General features: G+C 60.1%; 14 protein-coding genes and 1 pseudogene. 9 read left to right on the top strand and 6 right to left on the bottom strand.

Going from position 1 to position 21,567, the window contains the following annotated elements; genetic code table 11:
* Positions 1-56: 56 nt before the first annotated feature.
* Genes FJU08_RS19650 through FJU08_RS19625 form a run of 6 tightly spaced genes read left to right on the top strand, consistent with a single transcriptional unit; the run spans position 57 to position 6,512 of the window.
* The gene (locus FJU08_RS19650; protein ID WP_141150754.1) at positions 57-1,145 is read left to right on the top strand and encodes an ABC transporter ATP-binding protein; all 1,089 of its coding nucleotides are present in this window, start codon (positions 57-59) and stop codon (positions 1,143-1,145) included.
* 24 nt (positions 1,146-1,169) lie between these two features.
* The gene (locus FJU08_RS19645; RefSeq protein ID WP_141150753.1) at positions 1,170-2,144 is read left to right on the top strand and encodes an ABC transporter substrate-binding protein; all 975 of its coding nucleotides are present in this window, start codon (positions 1,170-1,172) and stop codon (positions 2,142-2,144) included.
* Between the two features lie 6 nt (positions 2,145-2,150).
* Entirely contained in the window at positions 2,151-3,893 is a 1,743-nt protein-coding gene (locus FJU08_RS19640) for an ABC transporter permease (protein ID WP_235890853.1), read from the top strand.
* The gene (locus tag FJU08_RS19635) at positions 3,881-4,906 is read left to right on the top strand and encodes an MBL fold metallo-hydrolase (RefSeq protein WP_141150752.1); all 1,026 of its coding nucleotides are present in this window, start codon (positions 3,881-3,883) and stop codon (positions 4,904-4,906) included. The genes FJU08_RS19640 and FJU08_RS19635 overlap by 13 nt, the downstream gene beginning before the upstream one ends.
* Positions 4,907-4,909: 3 nt before the next feature.
* A complete protein-coding gene (locus FJU08_RS19630; RefSeq protein ID WP_141150751.1) occupies positions 4,910-5,527 on the top strand; it encodes a dual specificity protein phosphatase family protein in 618 nt (205 codons plus the stop codon).
* Positions 5,517-6,512: a LacI family DNA-binding transcriptional regulator gene (locus tag FJU08_RS19625; RefSeq protein WP_141150750.1), complete on the top strand. Its 996-nt coding sequence runs from the start codon at positions 5,517-5,519 to the stop codon at positions 6,510-6,512. The genes FJU08_RS19630 and FJU08_RS19625 overlap by 11 nt, the downstream gene beginning before the upstream one ends.
* Positions 6,513-6,577: 65 nt before the next feature.
* Here FJU08_RS19625 and FJU08_RS19620 read toward each other — a convergent pair.
* Positions 6,578-6,688, bottom strand: a pseudogene (locus tag FJU08_RS19620) (IS481 family transposase); the annotation flags it as partial.
* A gap of 85 nt (positions 6,689-6,773) precedes the next feature.
* Entirely contained in the window at positions 6,774-10,304 is a 3,531-nt protein-coding gene (locus FJU08_RS19615) for a hypothetical protein (RefSeq protein WP_141150749.1), read from the bottom strand.
* A 794-nt stretch (positions 10,305-11,098) separates the two neighbouring features.
* Here FJU08_RS19615 and FJU08_RS19610 point away from each other — a divergent pair.
* Entirely contained in the window at positions 11,099-14,632 is a 3,534-nt protein-coding gene (locus FJU08_RS19610; RefSeq protein ID WP_181409941.1) for an autotransporter outer membrane beta-barrel domain-containing protein, read from the top strand.
* A gap of 339 nt (positions 14,633-14,971) precedes the next feature.
* Here FJU08_RS19610 and FJU08_RS19605 read toward each other — a convergent pair whose 3' ends face one another.
* The 3 genes from FJU08_RS19605 to FJU08_RS22860 form a co-directional block, all read right to left on the bottom strand.
* A complete protein-coding gene (locus FJU08_RS19605) occupies positions 14,972-16,021 on the bottom strand; it encodes a LacI family DNA-binding transcriptional regulator (RefSeq protein WP_141150747.1) in 1,050 nt (349 codons plus the stop codon).
* A gap of 158 nt (positions 16,022-16,179) precedes the next feature.
* Positions 16,180-17,364, bottom strand: coding sequence for a glycoside hydrolase family 88 protein (locus tag FJU08_RS19600; protein ID WP_141150746.1), 1,185 nt, complete (start codon positions 17,362-17,364; stop codon positions 16,180-16,182).
* Positions 17,365-17,413: 49 nt separating this feature from the next.
* A complete protein-coding gene (locus FJU08_RS22860; protein ID WP_181409940.1) occupies positions 17,414-17,578 on the bottom strand; it encodes a hypothetical protein in 165 nt (54 codons plus the stop codon).
* Between the two features lie 40 nt (positions 17,579-17,618).
* On the opposite strand from FJU08_RS22860, the gene dctP reads away from it, so the two are divergent.
* Together dctP and FJU08_RS19590 are read left to right on the top strand one after the other, a co-directional pair.
* Entirely contained in the window at positions 17,619-18,614 is a 996-nt protein-coding gene (dctP, locus tag FJU08_RS19595; protein ID WP_181409939.1) for a TRAP transporter substrate-binding protein DctP, read from the top strand.
* Between the two features lie 86 nt (positions 18,615-18,700).
* Positions 18,701-20,608 (top strand): TRAP transporter large permease, encoded by a 1,908-nt coding sequence (locus tag FJU08_RS19590; RefSeq protein WP_210245278.1) that lies wholly within the window; start codon positions 18,701-18,703, stop codon positions 20,606-20,608.
* Positions 20,609-20,862: 254 nt separating this feature from the next.
* Here the strand turns inward: FJU08_RS19590 and FJU08_RS19585 are convergent, their stop codons facing one another.
* On the bottom strand, positions 20,863-21,525 hold the full coding sequence (locus tag FJU08_RS19585) for a nucleoside/nucleotide kinase family protein (protein WP_141150744.1): 663 nt from the start codon (positions 21,523-21,525) through the stop codon (positions 20,863-20,865).
* Positions 21,526-21,567 lie beyond the last annotated feature (42 nt).

The raw sequence follows: 21,567 nt of genomic DNA, 5'->3' as shown, positions 1-21,567 counted from the left end.
AACCGGGTCCTGCTTCGGTCATGATGACCATGCGGATCGATAATTCGGGTTAAGAGATGAGCGCTATAGAAATCGAAAATGTCGAAAAGGCCTTCGCAGCGACAAGGGTTCTGCGCGGCATTTCGCTTTCGATCCCCGCGGGTTCCTTTGTTGCCGTGCTGGGGCCCTCGGGCTGCGGCAAAACCACGCTTCTGCGCGCGCTTGCCGGTTTCGAACCGATTGACAATGGCGCGATCCGGCTTGGTGACCGGCTGGTCTCGGGCAGGGGGCGGCACGCCGCCCCGGAAGAACGCGGCATTGGCGTCGTCTTCCAGAATTACGCGCTCTGGCCGCATATGAGCGTTGCCGGAAATGTTTCCTATGGCCTGAAGATCAAGGGTTTTTCCCGCAAGGATCGTGACCAGCGCACCGCGCGGGTGCTGGAGACCGTGGGTCTTTCCGATTTTGCCGAGCGTCGGCCGGCAGCCCTTTCCGGCGGCCAGCGGCAAAGGGTGGCGCTGGCGCGCTGCCTTGCCATGGAGGCGGGCATCGTGCTTCTGGATGAGCCGCTCGCCAATCTTGATGTGCATCTGCGCGGCGAAATGGAGGCGGAATTTTCCCGCTTTCACCGCGAGAGCGGCGCCACCATGTTCTACATCACCCATGATCAGGCCGAAGCGCTGGCGCTCGCCGATCGCGTTGCGGTGATGGACAGGGGGCAGATTGCCCAGTTCGCCACGCCGTCGCAGCTCTATCGCGAACCGGCCAATGAAATGGTGGCCGGTTTTATCGGTGATGGCCAGATTGCCGATATCGAACAGCTTCAACCCGATGGCCACGGCCATGCACGGGCGATGTTTTTCGGGCGGGCCGTCATGGCGCGCTGCCGCGCCAGCCGGAGGGGCGCGGCGCAGGCGCGCATTGCCTTTCACCCGGCAGATCTGAGGCTCTGCCCGGAGACCGAAGGCATTGATGCGGTGATCCGCCGTCTGACCTATCGCGGCGAGACGCTGCGGGTCGAACTCGCCGCCGGTCCCGACCTTGATACCACGCTCTTCATGAACGTTCCTGCCCCGGCTTCGCTTTCGCCCGGGCAGCGCGTAGCCGTCACGCTGACCGACGGCTGGGTCCTTGAGGACCCGCAACCCGCCAAAGTCCTGCTCTAGTTCATTTCACTCGAGGATTTCCCCATGCAGATCCGCATGCTTGCCCTTGCCGCCGTCTCCACGCTCGCCTTTTCGGCGGCCCATGCAGAAGAGACCATCACGCTTTACACCAGCCAGCCGCCGGAAGTGGCGCAGCAGACCGTTGATGCTTTTGAAGCGCTGAACCCCGAAATCAAGGTCAACTGGACCCGCAATGGCACGTCGGCGCTGATGAATGTCATGCGCGCGGAACAGGAAGCCGGCCAGGTTCAGGCCGATGTTCTGCTCGTCGCCGATCCGATCAATCTCGGCACGCTGAAGGCTGAAGGCATGCTGATGGCCTATCCGGACGCGCCGGTCGGCGATTATGATCCGGCAACCTACGACAAGGACATGACCTTTTTCGGCACCAAGGCGATCACCACCGGCATTGCCTATAACACCGAAAATGCCGAACCGGTGGAAAGCTGGAACGACCTGCTGAAGGAAGACAATCGCGGCCAGATCGCCGTTCCGAGCCCGCTTTATTCCGGTGCAGCACTCAATCACCTCCATGCCCTGATCAATGATCCGGCGATCGGCTGGGCCTTTTATGAGGGGCTGAACAATCTTGATATCGTGCCTGAAGGCGGCAATGGCCCGGCGACCAAGGCGGTTGCCTCCGGCATGGCGAAATATGCCATCATCGTCGATGCCAATGCGTTGAAGGCAAAGGCGGATGGTTCACCGGTCGATTACATCGCGCCGAAGGATGGCGTCTCCTTCATCGGCGAGCCGGTGGCCATCATGAAGACCACCGAACATGCAGAGGCCGCCAAGAAATTTGTCGATTTTCTGCTGTCGGAAAAGGGCCAGGAACTGGTTGCCGAACAGGGTTACATTCCGCTGATGCCCGGCGTTGCCGGTCCTGAAGGCTATCCCGACCTCTCCTCGATGAAGCTGCTTGGCTATGATGTCGACGCGGCGGTGAAGAACAACGAGGCGGTCACGGCCAAGTTCTCCGAGATCTTCGGGCTCTGAGATCGAATGGACCTCACCACATCCATCAACGGCGAGCGTCCTTTCGGGACGCTTGCCAGCTTGAAAGCCTTCGTGAAGCATGAACGAACGCTGATGCTGGCGCTTGTCGCCTTTGTCGGCATATTGTCGATCCTGCCGCTTGGCCGTCTGGTCTATGCTGCGCTGGTCACCGATACCGGCCTTGATCTCACCCGCATAGCGGATGTGCTTGGCGGTCGCCGTGTGATGACGGCGACCATCAACACGGTCACCATTGCCATTGCCGCAACGGCGCTGGCGACCCTTGCCGGCACGCTTGCCGCGCTTGTCGTCGGCATCAGTGATATGCCGGGCCGGGTGGCCTGGGTTTTCGGTTTCGTTCTGCCGCTTATGATCCCGCCCCAGGTGATCGCGCTTGCCTGGATCCAGGCCTTTTCGCCATCAAGCCCGGTACTGGGCGCGCTTGGTCTTTCGCTTGCTCCCGGCATGCGCCATCCGCTTTATTCTCAAGGCGGCATCATTCTGCTGCTCGGCCTTTACAATGCGCCACTGGTATTTCTATCGGTACGTGCCAATCTGCGCCGTGTGCCGGGAAATCTGATCGAGGCCGCCCGCGCCGTCGGCGCCTCGCCGCTGATGGCGACGATGACCGTGGTTCTGCCGCTGATCCGTGGCGGTATCTTTGCCGGTGCGGCGCTCGCCTTCGTCTCCTCGATCGGCAATTTCGGCATTCAGGCCATGCTTGGCATTCCCGCCCGCGTTTCGACGCTGATCACGCTGATCTACCAGCGACTGAATTCCTATGGTCCCTCGGCGCTCAACGATATGGCGCTGCTGGCCCTGCTTCTGGCCGGGCTGACCATTGCCGGCATGGCCATTGCCGCCTTTCTCGGCCGCGCCGGTGACCAGCGCGTTGATGGTGCGGCACGGTGTATCCGTTTTCCGCTCGGGCGCTTTCGCCTGCCGGTCACCGCGCTGGCCTGGGCCTATCTGTTCTTCACGCTGGCGCTGCCGCTTTCAGCCCTTGCAGGCTCCGCTCTGGTGCGCGGCTATGGCCAGCCGCTCAATGCCGATACGCTGACCTTTGAGAACTTCGCCAATGCGCTGTTTCATCATCAGGGTATCCGCAAGGCCTTTTTCACCAGCCTGTGGCTGACTGCCATTTCGGTTGCCATCCTGATTCCGGTATCGGTGGCGCTCGGCTATTTTCTCGCCTGGCGCAAGGGGCCGGCGCCGCGGCTCTTGCATCTTGCCTCCAGGCTGGCCTATGCGCTGCCGGGCATCATCATCGGCGTGGCGATGATCCTGTTCTTCCTGAAGCCGCTGCCGTTCATTGGCATCAGCCTTTACGGCACGGTCTGGGTCATTCTCGCCGCCTATCTGTCCAATTATCTGGCGCTGTCGCTGCAGCCCATTCTCGGCGGCTTCGCCCAGGTCGAACGCGCACTGGATGAGGCGGCGCAAGTGGTCGGGGCCAGCATTTTCGCCCGGTTGAAGGATATCATCCTGCCCGTTCTGGCACCGGCCGCCGCCGCTTCGGCCATTTTGGTGTTCATGACGGCGATCAACGAAATCCAGACCTCGGTGTTGCTGGTCTCCTCACGGGCGCAGACCATCGGGCCGATGATCATCTTTCTGGAGGAGGCCGGATCCTCGACGCTTGCCGCCGCCGTCGGCTGCCTGATGGTACTCGTGATTCTGGCGCTGATGCTTCTCAGCCTCACATTTGCGCGGCGTCTGCCGCAGGGTGTTCTGCCTTGGCACGACTGACAGTGATCAGCGGTTTGAACCGCAAGAGTGCCGCCGTCTTTCTGGTGGAAAGTGACGGCCAGCGCATTCTCCTGGATTGCGGCGACGGGCTGGAGCCCGGCGAGCATCCCGATCTTGCAGGCCTTGGCCGGATTGATGCGGTGCTGCTAAGCCATGCCCATATCGATCATGCCGGCTCGCTTTTGCGGCTTGGCGAGATCGGCAATCCGCCGGTTTTCGCCACGCAACGTACTTTCGGCTTCCTGCCGGAGGCTTTCAGGCCTGCGCGGATGATCGAAATCCCGGAGGCCGGGACCTTCCGTCTCGGCGATCTTCACCTTGCCACCGGAGCCTGTGGCCATGCGCCGGGCGGCGTCTGGTTCCATCTGCCAACGGAAAGTGGTGGCTTTGTCTACAGCGGCGATATCAGCCTTGAATCGCCCGGCATGCCTTTCGACATGCCGCCACCGGCTGCAACGCTGTTGATCGATGCCTCCTATGGCGATCGTGACACATCGCTCAGCGAGCAGATTGATGACATTGCCGCTGCTGCCCGATCAGGTGCGGTCTTGTGCTGCCCGGCGGCCGGGCGCGGCGCCGATATGGCGCTGGCGATGGAAAGATGCGGGCTTGATGTCGTGCTGGATGCCGTCGTTGCGGACGAATTTCTTGCCGCCACCGGCCGCAATCTACCATCCACCGATGCGAAACGGGCACGGCCCGATCAGGTGATCATCGCCACCGCCTCCAATGCGGAGAGCGGCCTTTCGGGGCAATTGCTTGCGCGCGGCGGCTTTCATTTCATATTCTCAAGCCATGTGCCAAAGGCCTCTCCGGCCTTTGCGCTGATCGCTGACAAGGCGGCACGATGGATGGCGTGGAATGTTCATCCGCGCAGGCGCGATATCCTGAAGCTGGCCGATCATTGCGGTGCGAAAACCGTGCTGCCAGCCTTTGTCGATATGAGAGAGGCGCCGGTGTTGAGTGCGGCCCTCGGCCCCCGCCTCAAGCTTGAACGCGAAACGGAGATCTGAAACATGGTGCAAAAGCGGCTCGGAATGCCGGATCAGGTGCCCGATAGCGAGGCCCGCGAGGATGCGCGACCACTGCTGTTTCCCGTGGTCGAAAATGTCGGCCCGCATGGCAAGACACTCTATCTCGGCAATCTTGCCGCCGCAGAGAATGCCGCTTGCCTGTTTGCCGCCGGGATCACCGAGACGCTGAATGTCTCGATCAACATGTTTCCGGGGCCATTGATGCTTCAAGACGGCGTTCATATCCGCCGCCATCAGATCGGCATGATCGACGGGGCGGGTAATGATGTGCACCTGATGGCGGCGGCGGTTTATCTGATCGAAGGGCTGATGCGAGGCTATGTGCCGGCAAAGCCGCATTATCCGAAGCATCGGCCGGGTCATATTCTGGTTCATTGCCGGGGCGGGCGCTCGCGCTCCGTTGCGCTGATCGCACTCTGGCTGTCCCGTTTCATGGCTGAGGATTTTGCCGGTTTCGATGCAGCGCTGAAGCATCTGCGTCGCCTGCGCGGGCTGGGTGACAGCTATCCGCTGCCGCCGATGCTGGCGCTCGCCGATGAGGTGCAGCGTCTCCGCCTGATTGGCAATGATCCGCGCGGGGTGCCCGATCATGGCGGGTAAGTTCGTCTCGGCTCTGGATGTGGCCCGCAGGGCCGGTGTGTCACGCTCGGCGGTGTCACGCGCTTTCACCGATGGCGCCAGCGTTTCCGCCAAAACCCGCGCACGGGTGATGCAGGCGGCCGAAGAGCTTGGTTATCGCGTCAATCAGCTGGCGCGCACGCTGCACAAGGACCGTTCCGATCTGGTCGGCCTTGTCGGCGCCAATCTTTCCAACCCCTATATTTCCGCGCAGGTTGACACATTGACGGCGGCGCTCAATGCACATGGGCTCCAATGCATGCTGCTCAATCTGGCCGGTGCTGGCGATGATGTCGATGGCGCGCTGTCCGGCCTGCTGGAATACCGGGTTCGAACCGTCGTGCTGCTGTCCGGCGCGGTTCCCGATGGGCTGATGCGTCTTGCCGCTGTCAATGGCACAAGGCTGGTGCTGATCAACCGCCCGGCGCCTGGCAATATCGGCCTGGTCGACCAGATCGAGGCGGATTCGGCGGCGGGCGGCAGCCTTGCGGCAAAGCGGCTGATTGTAGCCGGATGCCGGCAGGTCGCCGTCGTCCTCTCCGCCTCGCGCACCTCTGCCAAGCTTGCCCGCGCCCGCGCCTTTGTCGAGACCATGAAGACTGCGGATATTCCCGTCACAGCCTGGAGCAGGGGCGGCAACAGCTATGAAACCGGGATTGCCGCCGCGCGCGGCCTGTTGTCAAAACCGGGCATTGACGGGATTTTCGGCGTGACCGATGAGATTGCGCTCGGCGTGATGAATACAGCCCGCCACGAGCTCGGCCTGTCGGTTCCCGGCGATCTGTCCGTAATCGGTTTTGACGATGCGCCGATCTCGGCCTGGTCATCCCACCGACTGACGACCATCAGCCAGTCTCTCACGGCATTGACCGAAGCAACGCTTTCGGCCATTTCCGGACCGGCCAGTGCAGCGGCAACCCACCGCTTCATCCCGGTCGATCTGATTGAGCGCGGCTCGGTGGCGTAAGGGACCGGGCGATCCGGTCATTTCCCGCGCTGGTTAAGAAAATAAGAGCGGTGAAATCCTGGAAGCTGGTTGATCCCGTATCGCTTCGAAAGCGCTCTCAGGCGCTCTTGACTATTTTGTATTGCTCGACGGACTGCTTCTGTCGCCATGGCGTTGCCGTGTAATATCCGGCCCATAGTGCTTGCCTCCATTCCAACGAGAAAATTGCGCCATCAAAGCCTGGGATCAAACATATAGACGGGCCAAATCATCAGAGCCATTTCAGATCCGGCCGCTTATGATCGCCTCAAGTTCAGCGATTTCGGCTTCAAAGCTGCTATCCTCATCCGGCTCGACGATCGCCATTTCGAAGGTGCCGGTAGCGCCGGCAGCCGATGGGGCGGGCCGTTCCTGCCGACGTGAGGGGCTGCTTTTTTTCATGTCACAGACTTCCTGAAGCTCAATATGCAGATCGCTGTTTTCGTCGAATTTGTCGGAAAGCCTGTCGGTGATCCTGCCGTTTGCATCGATAAAGCCGTGCTGCTGCAGCTTGTCCTCGTTGCGCGGATCAAGGAGAATTGCAAGGCAGGTGCCGGGCTCACGCGTCATCTTCAGCATATTCAAATCCTGACTGCGGGTTCCATCGTCATGTTCGAAACCCCGTCGCCGCAAGGATCCGGAAAATTGCTCGCTCAGCACAAGATGCAGAAAGAGACTCGTGCGGGGCTTCCGATAGAACTTCGCCTGCCATGCGTCGATACTGTCCTGCGGTCCGACCATCCTCATCGCGCGCAGACGCTGTTCGTTCTTCGGATCCAGAAGCTGTTTCAGGATGACGCGGCTTCCAGCCTTTCCTGCGATCATAAGTCCTGCCTCGGTCAGCCTGCCGTCCTGCAGGAGGCCGAGGGTTGTGAGGCGCTGAGTGTTGTCTTTGTCCATCAGCATGGTCAGAACCTGATTGGCACCCTCATTGTCGGCGATGCGGAGCAGGTCCGGCGCGGCGCGGCCGTGCTGATCGAGCAGGCCGAGTACGGTGAGACGCTGATCATTCCTTTCAGCCAGAAGCGTGGTCAGAAGCTGATTGCCGCCATGGTTGCCAGCGATGCGGATCAGATCAGGCGCGGCGCGGCCGCGCTGATCGAGCAGGCCGAGTGCGGCGAGGCGCTGGCCATTCTCCGCGGCCAGAAACGTGATCAGAACCTGATTGGCACCATCATTGCTGGCGATGCGGATCAGGTCTGGCACAGCCTTGCCCCCTTCATCCAGCAAGCCAAGATCAATCAGAGGCCGTCCGTTCTTTGGCTCCAGAAGCGTGGTCAGAAGCTGATTGCCGCCATGGTTGTCGGCGATGCGGATCAGATCCGGCGCGGCGCGGCCGCGCTGATCGAGCAGGCCAAGCGCGGCAAGCGGCTGTCCGTTCTTTGGGTCCAGGAGTGTGGTCATAAGCTGGTTGGCGCCACGGTTGCCGGCAATGCGGATCAGGTCCGTCCCGGCGCGGCCTTGCTCATTCAGCAGACCGAGCGCTGTGAGACGCTGATCATTCTTTGGGTTCAAAAGCGTGGTCAGAAGCTGATTGGCGCCAATATTGCCGGCGATGCGGATCAGATCCGGCGCGGCCTTGCCCTTTTCATCCAGCAGGCCAAGTGCTGCGAGACGATGCCTGTTTTCCGGGTCCAGAAGTGTGCTCAGAAGTTGATTGGCGCCGTCATTGCTGGCGATGCGGATCAGCTCCGGCACAGCCTTGCCCCCTTCATCCAGCAGGCCCAGCGTGGCAAGCGGCTGTCCGTTTTTTGGGTCCAGCAGTGTGGTCATAAGCTGGTTGGCGCCATGGCTGCTGGCAATGCGGACCAACGCCGGCGCGGCCTTACCGTCCTCATCCAGCAGGCCAAGATCGGTGAGGCGCCGGTCATTCTTCGGGTCCAGAAGCGTGGCCAGAACCTGCTTGGCGCCACCGCTGGCAATACTGAGCAGATCCGACACGGTTCTGCCGTGCTGATCCAGCAGGCCGAGTGCGGTGAGACGATGATCGTTCTTGGGGTCCAGAAGCGTGGTCAGAAGCTGATTGGCACCACCGGTGCTGGCAATACCGATCAGCACGGGCGTGGCCCTGCCGTGCTGATCCAGCAGGCCAAGCGCTTTGAGGCGCGGCCCATTCTTCTGGTCTAGAAGTGTCTTCAGAACCTGATTGGCACCATCGGTGCTGGCGATACGGATAAGCGCTGGCCCGGTCCAGCCGTGCTGATCGAGCAGGCCGAGCGCTGCGAGGCGCCGATCATTCTTCGGGTCCAGAAGCGTGGTCAGAAGCTGGTTAGCGCCCATATTGCTGGCGATGCGGATCAGATCCGGCGCAGCGCGGCCCGCCTCATCCAGCAGGCCAAGATCCGTGAGACGTTGCCCGTTCTCCGGGTCCAGAAGTGTGGTCAGAAGCTGATTGACGCCACTGGCGCTGGCAATGCGGATCAGCGCCGGCGCAGCCTTGCCGTGCTGATCCAGCAGGCCAAGTGCTGCGAGACGCTGATCGTTCCTGGGGTTCAAAAGCGTGGTCAAAAGCTGATTGGCGCCTTCATTGCTGGCGAGACGGACCAATGCCGGCGCGGCACGGCCCTTTTCATCCAGCAGGCCAAGCGTGGTGAGGCGGGCATCGTTCTTGGGGTCGATGAGTGTGGTCAGAAGCTGATTGGCACCATCGCTGCTGGCGAGACGGACCAATGCCGGCGCGGCACGGCCCTTTTCATCCAGCAGGCCAAGTGCTGCGAGACGTGCATCGTTCTTGGGGTCCAGAAGCGTCGTCAGAAGCTTTCTGGCGCCATGGTTGCAGGCGATGCGGATCAGATCCGGCGTGGCATGGCCGTCCTGTCCGGTGAGGCCCAGACGGACAAGCCGGGCATCCATCGCCGCGATTGCGTTTTTTTCCATTCCCCGGCCTGCAAGCATCTGCAGCGTCAGGCGGGCTCCTGACTTTTTGCAGATGGCGCTCATGGCCATGGTCAGGCCCAGTGAGCCATCCTCCAGCGGCCGCAACAGACCGAGAGAGACGAGACGCGGCGCGCCAGCTCCGGGCTCCAGCGCCCCGGCAAGTCTCTTGAGCTGATTGCGGATGAGATCCCTGCTTTTTGCTGTCTGTCTGTCAAAAAAATCGGCAGGCACGCTAAAGGGCAGGTCCGCAAGGCGCTTCATCGCCATCGCCGGATCATCTGCCATCTGCCAGGCCATCCGTGCCCGCTTGGCCGCCCGCGCGTCTCCGTCGCTTTCGGGCAGGCGGGCGTCCGGCAGCGGCGTCAGGCCAATGGCGCTGAAGCCGGCATCATGATCCACATCGCGTGGCGGCCCCGCTTCAACGGCCACCCAGTCTGGATCGGCGGCAAACCCGTCATCATATCCGCCCGCAGCCGGCCAGTCGCCATTCTCTGTCCCGTCGGGAAGCCCGGTGATGGCCCGGCCCAGCGCCTCGGCGAGATTACCGCTGCGATCCGGCGGGGTCAGCACATGCTTAACATCCATCTTAACATCCATGGCCTCATCGCCGGTTTCGCCGCCGAAGCGCTGCCAACCGGTATCAAAGCCGCCTGCGGGACGCGGTCCGGCAAGGGAGGGAGCCGGGGCGGCAAGCGCATGCGGCCGGGCGCGCTTTTGCGCCCCTGCAGCCGATGGTCCGGGGGCAAAGATCAGTGCGGGCGGCGGCATGATCGCGGCCGTCTCGCGGGTGACAACCGGGGTATTCAGCGAGCGCGACGATGCCCGCGAGGCCATGCTTGCCCGGCCATCGTCATCATGTCCGGCAAACAGTGATGAGACGGAAGCGGCTTTCGACACGACAGAGGCTGTCCGCGACGCTGACCGCGTCACCCGCCGTGGAACATCGTCCCGGCTGAGCGTATCAGAGGCTGGCGAGGCCGCGTGACGGGGCGCGGATGACTGTGGCAGGCGTGGCATGGCAGGATCCCCCAATGGACGAAATGATAGCCACTTGTTTCACTTACATGTCTTATAAGCTTATCACTTTTACAGATACCGGCCGGGGCAGCCGGTGGAGCGATCTCGCCACCTTATCGGATCTTTGCTGCAGACAGGCTCTGACGTTTCGGACGACGCCGTCATTTCGGCAGCATGAAAGATCTTCTCTCAGCGTGGTCTTTATGCTTTCGGGCACTCATCGCATCGCGATGCAGGATTAGAATCCGCCCCCCATGATGAAAAAGCGGTTCAGAATATATATTTCGTAATCAATACTTATCATTGTAAGCATTACATAAAGTAAAATATTGAAAACGCTTATGAAAGTCGTATGCGTCATTCTGACGCTGTCAATTATAATGGCTATATAATCAAAAATGTTTTTACAGATCATAAGTATATTTTACAACCATAAGCATCATGGAGTTGCATGTATGGATGTCATTTTGAATAAAAGAACAAATAATGGAATAGATAAGAGGTATTACGCGATAAAAAACGGTGGACGTCTAAAAGATAGAATAAACAGGCATAAATTCACGGTTTCTGCCGCATCGCTTATTATAGGTCTTGCGGCGCAGACGTCACTGTCGCAGGCCTCTGACGTCTCTGATGCGGGTGCAGCACTTGCTTCAGCCATCAGCACTTACGCCATGGATCCCACAGCTGCAAATGCGGCATCCCGGGACGCGGCATTTGCAGCCTATAATGCTGCTGTCGGCGCCGATGCAACAACCGTCTACAGCGCGCCCACAACGTCAATTACCAGCCCCGAGACGATTTCGGGCGAAGATGTCCGCTATGTCGATGACGGCGCGTCACTGGGAATTTCCGGACCTTCGGTCACAACCCCCACGGCAATGCAGGAAGTCACGGCCGGAAATGCGCTTTACTACGGAAGCGCCGGTGCAAGTCTCGATGATGCAGGATCAACATCCGCTGTCGTCTTCGACAACACGACAGCTGGAGCGATGGGATCGTTCATTCGCGTGGACGGGGGCACCGCAGCCGTCATTGATGCCAGCTTCGACAGCGGAGGATCGGTATCCAGCTACGCCGCTATCGACAATTACAGCGGCTCCGTACTGGTCGCCGACAGCATGTTTACCAACAATAACGGCGGTAGTCTGGGCGGGGCCATTCATTCAGCGGATGGCGCATCGCTGGCGATCACGAACAGCCAGTTTACCGGCAACGCATCGACCTATAGCGCTGGTGCGGTGTATAATGCAGGTGCCACGGCCGCAATTGTTGACAGTGTCTTTACCGGCAACACTGCCAGCCAGTATGGCGGTGCGATTCGAAATGGATACAGTGACTATCTGATCACAGATAGCAGCCAATACAGTGATTTGACGATTACTGACAGCCGCTTCATTGAGAACACAGCCGGAACCGCAGGCGGTGCGATTGCGGCCCCTGCCGGGGTGCTGACCTTGAATACATCATCCGGCGGGCTCTCTCTGTTTTCGGGTAATACAGCAGCGGGAGAGGCCAATTCGATCGCATTTGCGACATCAGCTGCGGATCTGACAAGCACGCTCAACGTCAATGTACTTGATGGCGGATTGCTCGACATGCGAGACCCGATCGCGGTTTATTCCAATACGGGAACCATTGCCGTCTCCAAGGGGGGAGACGGTGTCTGGGCTCTGGGCGGTGAAAATGATTTCACCCGGATTGACGATGGCAAGACGACATTCGATCTCAATGAGGGGACACTTTATCTGTACCGTGACGGTGAGGTTGCCAATGCAACGGCGGCAGACCCGGATGCAACGGTTGCAGCCGGATCGCTCAATCTGGACGGAGCAGGCTCCACCTTCACGCTCGGCAGTTCCGCAACCCTGGTCGCAGCCGGTGACAATATGATCACCACGGATGGGACAATCACGCTGAACGATGGAGCGACCATTCGCGGCGGAACGGCGGCCGATGCGAACGGAAATGCCAACCGCGCGGCCCCTTTGACAACGCTCGGCGGCGCCACTTCGCTGACGCTTTCATCAGCGCTCGGCGCCGTGCGGCTCAACGGCACGTTAAATCTTTCGGCACCTGCAAGCGCCGATACGTTCACGCTTGACGCCACACTTGCCGATGGTGGCGCGAATGGCAGCGTCAATGTTGAAGGGGAAGGACGGACGGTTCTGACCGGAAACAACGTTTTCACCGGTGCAACCACGATCACGGATCATGCCACGCTGGCGCTTTCAGGTGGGGGAAGCATAGAGAAATCGAGCGGCGTCGATGTTGGCAGCAATGCTGCTTTCGACATCGCTGCCACCGATGCCGGTGCCTCAATCACCACCCTGACCGGATCTGGCGAGACGGTTCTGGGCAGCCAGACGCTGACACAAACCGCTGCAAGTGGCACCTATTCCGGCGTAATTTCCGGCGAGGGCGGCATGACGGTGGCGTCGGGCGGCACCTACACGCTTCTGGGTGACAATCGCTATACCGGCGACACGAAAATTCTGTCCGGCACGCTGCAACTTGGCAATGGTGGCGCCAGCGGCGCGATTGCCGGCAATGCGGCCATTGGCGACGGTGCGATACTTGCCATCAACCGCAGTGATGAATGGGCGTTCGGCCACGCCATCACGGGGATCGGCGCGCTGGTTCAGCAAGGCTCGGGCCGCACCATCCTGACCGGTGACAGCGCGGCATTTGCCGGAACCACGACAGTTGCGAACGGCGTGCTTGAGGTCGACGGCGCGCTCGGCGGCAGCCTGGCGGTACAGGACGGTGCCATGCTGACCGGGATCGGTACTGTCGGTACAAGCATGATTTCGTCCGGCGGCATCATGTCGCCCGGCACAGCGACCGGCGGCGGCATTTTGATGGTGAACGGAAATCTCTCCAATAATGGCCTGATCGCCATGCAGAACGGAAGCGTCGGCGATAGCGTGGTTGTGACGGGCAATTACAGCGGTGGCGGTGCCATCGCCATCGATACGAACTTTGCCAGCGACACATCCGATGTGCTGACCGTCAATGGCGACATAACCGGCGGCACGACGCTGATTGCGGTGAACAACGTCACATCCGGGGTTGCAACCGGGAACGACGTGCTGGTCGTTGCTGTCGGCGGCACCAGTTCTGACGGTGATTTTGCGCTTGCCAATGGCCCTGTCGGCAGCGGTGCATATCTCTATGACATCCTCCGCAAGTCTGATGACTTCTATCTGGCGACAGACGGCACCTACCAGCCGGCGGTTCCCGTCTATGAATCCTATTCGCAGCTGCTTATGGCTCTTGGTCGCCTTCCGACCTTGCGCCAGCGTGTTGGTCGGCGTGAAATCTATGATGACAAGACCGGACGTTCTTCCGAAGATGGCAGCCAGGCACAAATTGACGCCCTGTGGACCCGGATTGACGGTACATATGATCACTTCGGGCCAGACACTTCGGCAACCGGCTACAACACTGACTTCAACCACTGGGCTGTGAATACAGGCGTGGACGGGCTGCTTTACGATGGCGGCAACGGTCAGCTGATCGGCGGCGTTTATGCCAAATATGCCAACGGCTTCGGCGAAACCACCTCGAACTATGGCGATGGCAAGACCGGCATTGATGGTTACGGCGTCGGGGCAACCATGACATGGTATGACGAGAACGGGTTTTATGCCGACGGTCAGGCCCAGTTCCTGTGGTATGACAGCGACCTGAGCAGCAAGACACTCGGCACGCTCGTTGACGGCAATAATGGCACAGGTTTTTCGACCTCGATCGAAGTTGGCCGAAGCTTTCCCGTGGATGACAGCATTTCGATCACCCCCCAGGCGCAGCTGAGTTACAGCCTGGCCTCGTTTGATGACTTCAGCGGTTATTACGGCGAGAAGGTTTCGATGGGCAATGATGACAGCCTGCGCCTGCGCCTTGGTCTTTCGACCGAGAACAAGACGATATGGCAGGATGAAGCAGGTCAGGCCCGTTCGGCCGGTGTCTATGCCATCGCCAATGTCCATCGTGAGTTTCTTGATGGAACCGGTGTCAACGTCAGTGGCCTGACACTGACCAGCGACATGCAGGGCTGGTACGGTGAGGTTGGTTTCGGGGGGACCTATTCCTGGGCCGATGGCAAATATGCCGCCTATGGTGAACTTTCCGGTCTCACCGGCTTCAGTGATACGCGCGGCAATTACAGCGTCGCGGGCAAAGCCGGGCTTATGGTGCGCTGGTGATCAGCGGGAGGCCGCCCTTTTGTTAAGGAGGCCTTGTGGCGGGACGCGTTTATCGACAGAGACCGGCGCCCCGCCAATGCCGCTCAGCGCAAGCGCCGCCGCGGCCCTGCGGTCCGCATGCAGCATACCGGCCCCGCCCGGGGCCTGACTGCCGAAAACCCGGGCCAGCACTTGGCCCGGGGCCTGAGGTCCGCCTTTGAGAAGCGTGATCCGGACGGACTGGCCGGTTCCGTCATCGGAATTGATGGACTGGAACATAATGCAACGGACGCGCTGCTGGGCTATGAGCCGAGCCCCGTCCGGACAAGTCTGCCACCTGAGTCCGGAAGTCCGTTGCGATCAGGGCGCGGGCCCTGTGCTATGGCGATCGATCAGCTCGACACCGAGTGTCATTCGCCGCGCCGAGGCAAAACCGCCCGATGCCTGGCCAACCAGAAGCTCGATCGCGACACGTGCCATGTCGCGACGATCCATCTGCATCGTGGTCAGAGGCGGGTTTGCATGTGCGCCGAGCGACAGGCCATCAAATCCGATGATCGACAGGTCTCTCGGCACGTCCAGCCCCAGCATGGCCGCCGCCTTGAGGACGCCCAGCGCCACCATATCATTGGTGCAGAATACCGCCGTGGGGCGTGGTGTGCGGCTCTTGAGCCACCGGGCGACGGTGTCGCTGCAGGAAAGCGTCAACATGTCGGGTGAGCCGACATCAAGCACATGCTGTTCCGGCGAATAGGCAATTCCGGCCTCTTCCAGTGCGTCGCGGAAGCCGAGAAGACGACGCTTCAGCGATTCACGGTAGATGTGGGTGGCATGAACAATTTCGCGATGGCCAAGGTCAAGCAGATGCCGCGTTGCCGCCCAGCCACCGAAGTTATAATCCGGCGAGACGCTGGAAAGCTGCATCTTGCGATCCATGCCGTTGACGAGCACGGCCGGCCGTCCGGCCTGGCGAATGGCTTCGATGACCGGCTCCTCATCCAGCCCGACCAGAATGGTCGCATCGCCTTCCATCTCTCTCAATGCGTCAAAATCAGCGCTGGCCGGGTCATTGGAGGTGACGATGGCCAGACGGATGGCAATACCTTCGTCGCGGGCACTGGCAAAGAGGCCGTCGAGAATCTCGCCATAGAAAACATCCTTGGTGACATATTTGTCGAGCGTCACCAGAACGGCCGATTCGATCCGGCGAATGGCGGGAAGACGGCCGCTGCGGCCCTTGTAACCCAGTTCGCGGGCAATGCGGGTCACCAGTTCACGCTTGCCGTTGCTCACGCCCTCGCGATTGTTCAGGACCTTGGAAACGGCGGCAACCGAAAGCCCGGATGCTTCGGCAATGTCTTTCAACGTGGGTTCTGGCAGCGTGGATTCCGCTTCCTGACTGGCTGACATGTCCACGCCTTCCCGAAACACTGGAAGCGCCGCGGCCCCTGTTCAGTCCGGCAAGGCAGGCGGCGCTCTAGATGACAAATGCGCCGATCTGACTGGTTCGGCGGTGACTGGCCCACGTTATACGAAATTTCGCGAAACTTTCCTACTGCTTTTTCGGCTTACCAGAAAAACGCCGTATGGCCGAGGGCGCGCATCAGCGCTTCCATGAAGTAATAGTCGCCATAAGGCAGCATCGCGTCGCAACGCCCGGCGGGCACATGGGCCGCGCCATGGGCGAGAAAGCCCTGAGCGCCAACCGTGGAGGTCAGATCACATGTCTCCAGCAAGCCATCCAGCAGCCGACCGGCAAAGGCGCGCCAATGCTGCCGATCGGCCGGCGCCGTGCACTGGTCGGCCAGCAGATAGAGGCCTGCGGCCATGACCGCACCGGCAGAGCTATCGATATGGCCGGGCTTTTCCGGATCTTCGGAAAAATCCCAGACGGGCACGGCGGCCGAGCCGATCAGGACTTCTGCCCTGGCGGCAAGCCGGCGCGCAACATCCAGAAAAGCAGGATCACCGGTATAGGCGTGACATTGGGCAAAGCCGTGAACGAGCCAGGCCTGGCCGCGCGCCCAGCAGGAATTATCGGCGTAACCCTGGTGGGTTTCGCCACGGATCGGCGTTCCATCCGCCGGGTCGAACACATAGGTGTGGAAGCTTGTATCATCATCGCGGACCAGCAGGCGTTCTGCCGTTTTAGCATGAAGATCAGCGACTTCACGAAAATCCGCGATGCCGGTTTGCTGATTGGCCCAGTAGAGCAGTGCAAGATTTTGCATCGTGTCGGCGATCATCCGGCCATTGGCAAAGCGAGCCTGGGCGCGATCTTCAGGCCCACGGGGCGTCCAGGCCTGGATATAGCCGCCTTCGGGGCGGAACCGTGCGAGAAGCGCGTCGGCTGCGGCAAGTCCCATGCGCCGCGCCTGCCGGTCACCTGTCATCTGCCATTCTGCGACGGAAGAAAGTGAAAACTGAAAACCCAGATCATGATCGCGATACTTTCGCTCTTCGAGAACCCTGCGGAAGCCGGGGCGCCTTGCGGTCGCGGCGGCAGCGAATTCGTGCCTGCCGGTCAGCTGATAGGCCAGCCAGAGCGATCCTGAAAAAAAGCCCATGACCCAGTCTGGACCATCGCAATAGATCCAGCGGTTTCCCGCCATGCCGATTTTCGGATTGCGCAGGCCGATCACCGGCAATTGCCCGGCAAGCCTGGCGATGCAGCGTTCCAGTGCATCCTGATAGGATGTTGAAAGCGGCGTTGATTGTTCCTGAGCGAAATAGCTGTTTGCGACCCTGTTCATGCTTGCCTCCCGGAGTGATGGCTTCTTTTCAGTTATTTTCGTATTTTCGTCAATAGAGAAACTTTATGTTGACTTTCGTATTCGCCGGGCGCATGACACTGACATCCACCTGTGCCGCATCGCCCGCCTTTGATGCGGCAGCGTCACGGGTCAGGACAGCGGCTGGCGAGGCACTGCTATCAGCGTTGCGTTCAGCACCATGGCGGCCGGTCATGAGACCTGGCCGGAGGAGAGAAATTCCTAGGGAGGAATCGATGAAGTTTTCAGCAAGATTTTTCGGCGTTGCCTGCGTTCTGGCCCTGGCTGCAACGGGCGCCGAGGCCAAAACATACAAGATCGCCACCAATGTTCAGCCGGACAGCACTGCCGGCGAGATGATTGCCGAATTTGCCGATACGGTTGCCGAAAAGACCGACGGCCGTGTCAAGTTCAAGGTCTTTGCCAATGGCGTTCTGGGTGATCAGCTCGACTATTTCCAGCAGATCCAGAAGGGTGTGATCGATGTCGGCCTGGTCAATTCCGCAGCTTTGGAAAATGTCATTCCCGCCTATGGCGTGGTGAACCTGCCCTATATTTTCCGCACCTCCAAGGAATATGGCCAGGTCATGGCTGATCCGGGCGTGCGTGCGGCCCTGTTCAACGCAGCAGCCAAGAACAATTTTGCGCCGCTCGGCTACCTCTCAAGCGGATTTCGCTCGATCTACATGACAAAACCGGTCGAGGATGTCGCCGGTATTCAGGGCCAGAAGCTCAGAACCATGTCGAGCGAGACCTATATCGAGATGCTGAAGCTTTTCGGGGCCGTGCCAACACCAGTCTCCTTCGGAGAGCTCTACTCAGCCTTGCAGCAGGGCGTTGTCGATGGCGCAGAAGGCGGGCTTGCAGGCCTGTGGTCAGCGAAATTCGGTGAAGTTGCCAAATATGCGCTGAAGACCGAGCAGACCCGCCTGACCGATTTCGTGGTGACCAGCCTGAAATTCCAGGAGGACGTCTCTCCTGAAGACATGAAGACGGTGGAAGCGGTTTTTGCCGACATTTCGCTGCGGTCGATCGAAAAAGCTGACAGTGACGACCAGCGCGATCTGCAAAAGGCTGTTGACGAGATGGGCGTTCAGGTGGTCGAGGTCGACAAGGCACCGCTGATGGCAGCAGTCGTTCCCATGTACACGGAAGCGGCGACAGATCCCGACAAGGCATCGCTTCTGACGGCGATCTTCGCGATTGAAGGCCGCGACGACCTCAATCCGTAAGCAGATCAGCGGTCCGGGGGCGCTCTGGCGCCCCTTTTCACTCTTTCGGCGCTTGCGGCCGGGGCCACGGCGCCAGGTAGACGGTCATGGATATGGTTCAAAACACGCAAAGCCGGGCAGCGATGCGTCTCTACGACAGTTTCACCCGCGCGATCGGCATTATTCTCGCCGTTATTCTCGGCGTCATGTCTGTGCTGATCTCCTATCAGGTGATCGCGCGCTATTTCTTCAACGCCCCCTCAAGCCTGACCGAGGAATTGCTGCGCTATTCGCTGATCTGGCTGGGTGTGCTGGGTGCGGCCTACTGTTTTATGCTCAACAGGCATCTCAACCTGCCGATCCTGCCTGATGCGCTGGGGCCGCGGGGAGCGGGACGGCTGAACCTGTTCAATGCCTGCCTGACCCTGCTTTTCGGCGGACTACTTGCCTGGGGCGGCTATCACTCCATGGTCGGCAATGCAGCGATGAAAACTCCCATGCTGCATGTCTCCGTCGGTGCATTGCAAAGCGTCCTGCTTATTTCCGGCCTGTTGATCTGCCTGTCGCAACTCATTCTGATCGGTGCGCTATTGCGCGAGAAAAATGCAGGTCCGGCCGATCTTGCGGGGATCGTGCTTGTCGTCGCCGCGCTGGTGGCGCTCGGGGCGCTGTTTCGCGGAACCGGGACCTATACGGACTGGGTGGATAATCATATCGAGCTGTTTTCGATCCTGATCCTGTTTGGCACCCTGTTTGCGCTGCTGTTTCTGGGAACCTCGATCGCCGTCGGGCTTGCTTTTTCCGGGCTGCTCACGCTCAGCCTGCAGATTGATATGGGCTCACTGTTCTCGACCATGGGCGAAAAGCTGTTCAACGGGCTCGACAGTTTCGGCTTTCTGGCGCTGCCCTTCTTCGTGCTGGCCGGCAATATCATGAACCAGGCCGGCATTGCCCGGCGGCTTATCGATTTCGCCATGCTGCTCGGCAGGCGCATTCCCGGCTCGCTGTGGCAGACAAATACGATTGCCAACATGCTGTTCGGCTCACTGTCCGGTTCAGGCATTGCCGCGGCAACCGCCATTGGCGGCATCGTCACCCCGATCGCGCGGGAAGAAAAATACGATATGCCGATCACCACCGCGGTCAACGCCGCCTCGGCGCCGGCAGGCATGCTGATCCCGCCCTCCGGCGCGCTGATCGTCTATTCTCTGATCACCGGTGGCTCTGCCTCGATTATCGCCCTGTTCCTGGCGGGCTATGTGCCTGGCATCATCATGGGCGTGTCAGTCATGGCAGTGGCCTGGTTCTATGCCAGAAAGCGGCGGATGGCCTCTGACAAGACGCCCTACCGTATGGATGAGGTGATGCATGCCTTCATGCGCGCCTTTCCCAGCCTGCTTCTGGTCATCATCGTCATTGGCGGCATCATCATGGGGGTCTTTACCGCGACGGAAGGATCCGGCATTGCCGTTCTTTACAGCTTCCTTCTCGCGCTCTTCTATCGCAGCCTTTCGCCAAGAGCGCTTTTGCGCGTGCTCATGGAAACGGCGGCGGCAACCGGCGTCATACTGTTTCTGATCGCCTGCTCCAACCTGATGAGCTGGTCGATGACCTTTGCCAGCATTCCCGACACGATCGGTGAAATGCTGACATCGCTGTCCAGCAACAAATATGTGATCCTGCTGCTGATCAATGTCACGCTTCTGATTGTCGGCGTGTTCATGGATATGTCGCCGGCGCAGCTGATCTTCACGCCGATTTTCTTCCCCGTTGTCACTGCGCTCGGCGTTGATCCGGTGCATTTCGGCGTGGTGATGGTCTATAACCTTGCCATGGGTGTCGTCACACCGCCGGTCGGGACTGTGCTTTTCGTCTCCTGCAGCGTGTCCGGCGAAAAGATCACCAAAGTCATCAGGCCGCTTCTGCCGATCTTTGCCGTGCAGATCATCGGTCTCCTGCTGATCACCTTCATTCCGGCGCTGTCGCTTACCCTGCCGCGATGGTTCGGGGTTTGAGAAAATCACCGGCCGTCAGTGCTGGCACAGGAGAGCGACAAACAGGAGAAACAGCGCCTGCGCGGCGCGCGGCGTGAAATGGCAACGCAGCCGTCAGTCCGATCGGCCATTCGGTATTGCTAAGCATGAAGGGCAGATCTTCACCCGGTCTGGAGGCCAGGGCGACGGAGGGGGGGATTTCACCCTGGACAGGCAATCTGAACGACTTTGTCAGCAGTCGGGGCGGCATGGGCGCCCGTGCCGTCTTTTCAGCCTCACGCATCGTCCGCGGTGATGGTCAACATGGCGCCCAATCCCTTGTGCTGGACAAGGCTGGCGTTGATCAGGTCATTTTCATGCGCGCGGCGGCGGGCCTCGTCCAGCGGGAACCCCTGCTCCGTCCAGCGCGCGATCAGGCGCTGCTCAAGCAGGGCAAACGGAACATCAAGCGCGATCGTCAAATCAAAATGGCGCGCCAGCGCCGACCAGGGGCTTTGATCGAGCAGCAGGTAATTGCCTTCGACCAGGATGATTGTCCTGTCTTTGGGAATGATGCGCGCGCCGGCGCGTGAGATTTCGAGGTCCCGATCAAACAGTGGCACTGCGATGGCGTCTTCCTGATTGGCTTTCAATCGCAAGAGCATGGCGTTCAGCCCGCCGAAATCAAAGGTGAAATACGCGCCCTTTCTGGCAAGCGTCCCCGCATCCCGAAGCACGGAATCATCAAGGTGGAAGCCGTCCATCGGCACCACTGCCGCAACATCGCCATCCGCCGAGCGCTCGTTGAGTCTGCGGCACAGAAGATCACTCAGGGTCGATTTTCCACTGCCCGGCGCACCGGCAATTGCCACCAGCACGCGGCTTTTTCCCGTGGCGGCCTGTTCGATCTGACGGCAAAGCGTTTCGCGTTTCTTATCCGTTTGTGCGCTCGGGATCATGTCAATCTGCTGCGCCTCAGCGTCCGTGAGAACGCAGAAAAG

The organism is Martelella alba, assembly GCF_006516955.1.
Taxonomy (GTDB): Bacteria; Pseudomonadota; Alphaproteobacteria; order Rhizobiales; family Rhizobiaceae; genus Martelella; species Martelella alba.
This window is presented reverse-complemented; position numbering and strand designations above follow the sequence as displayed.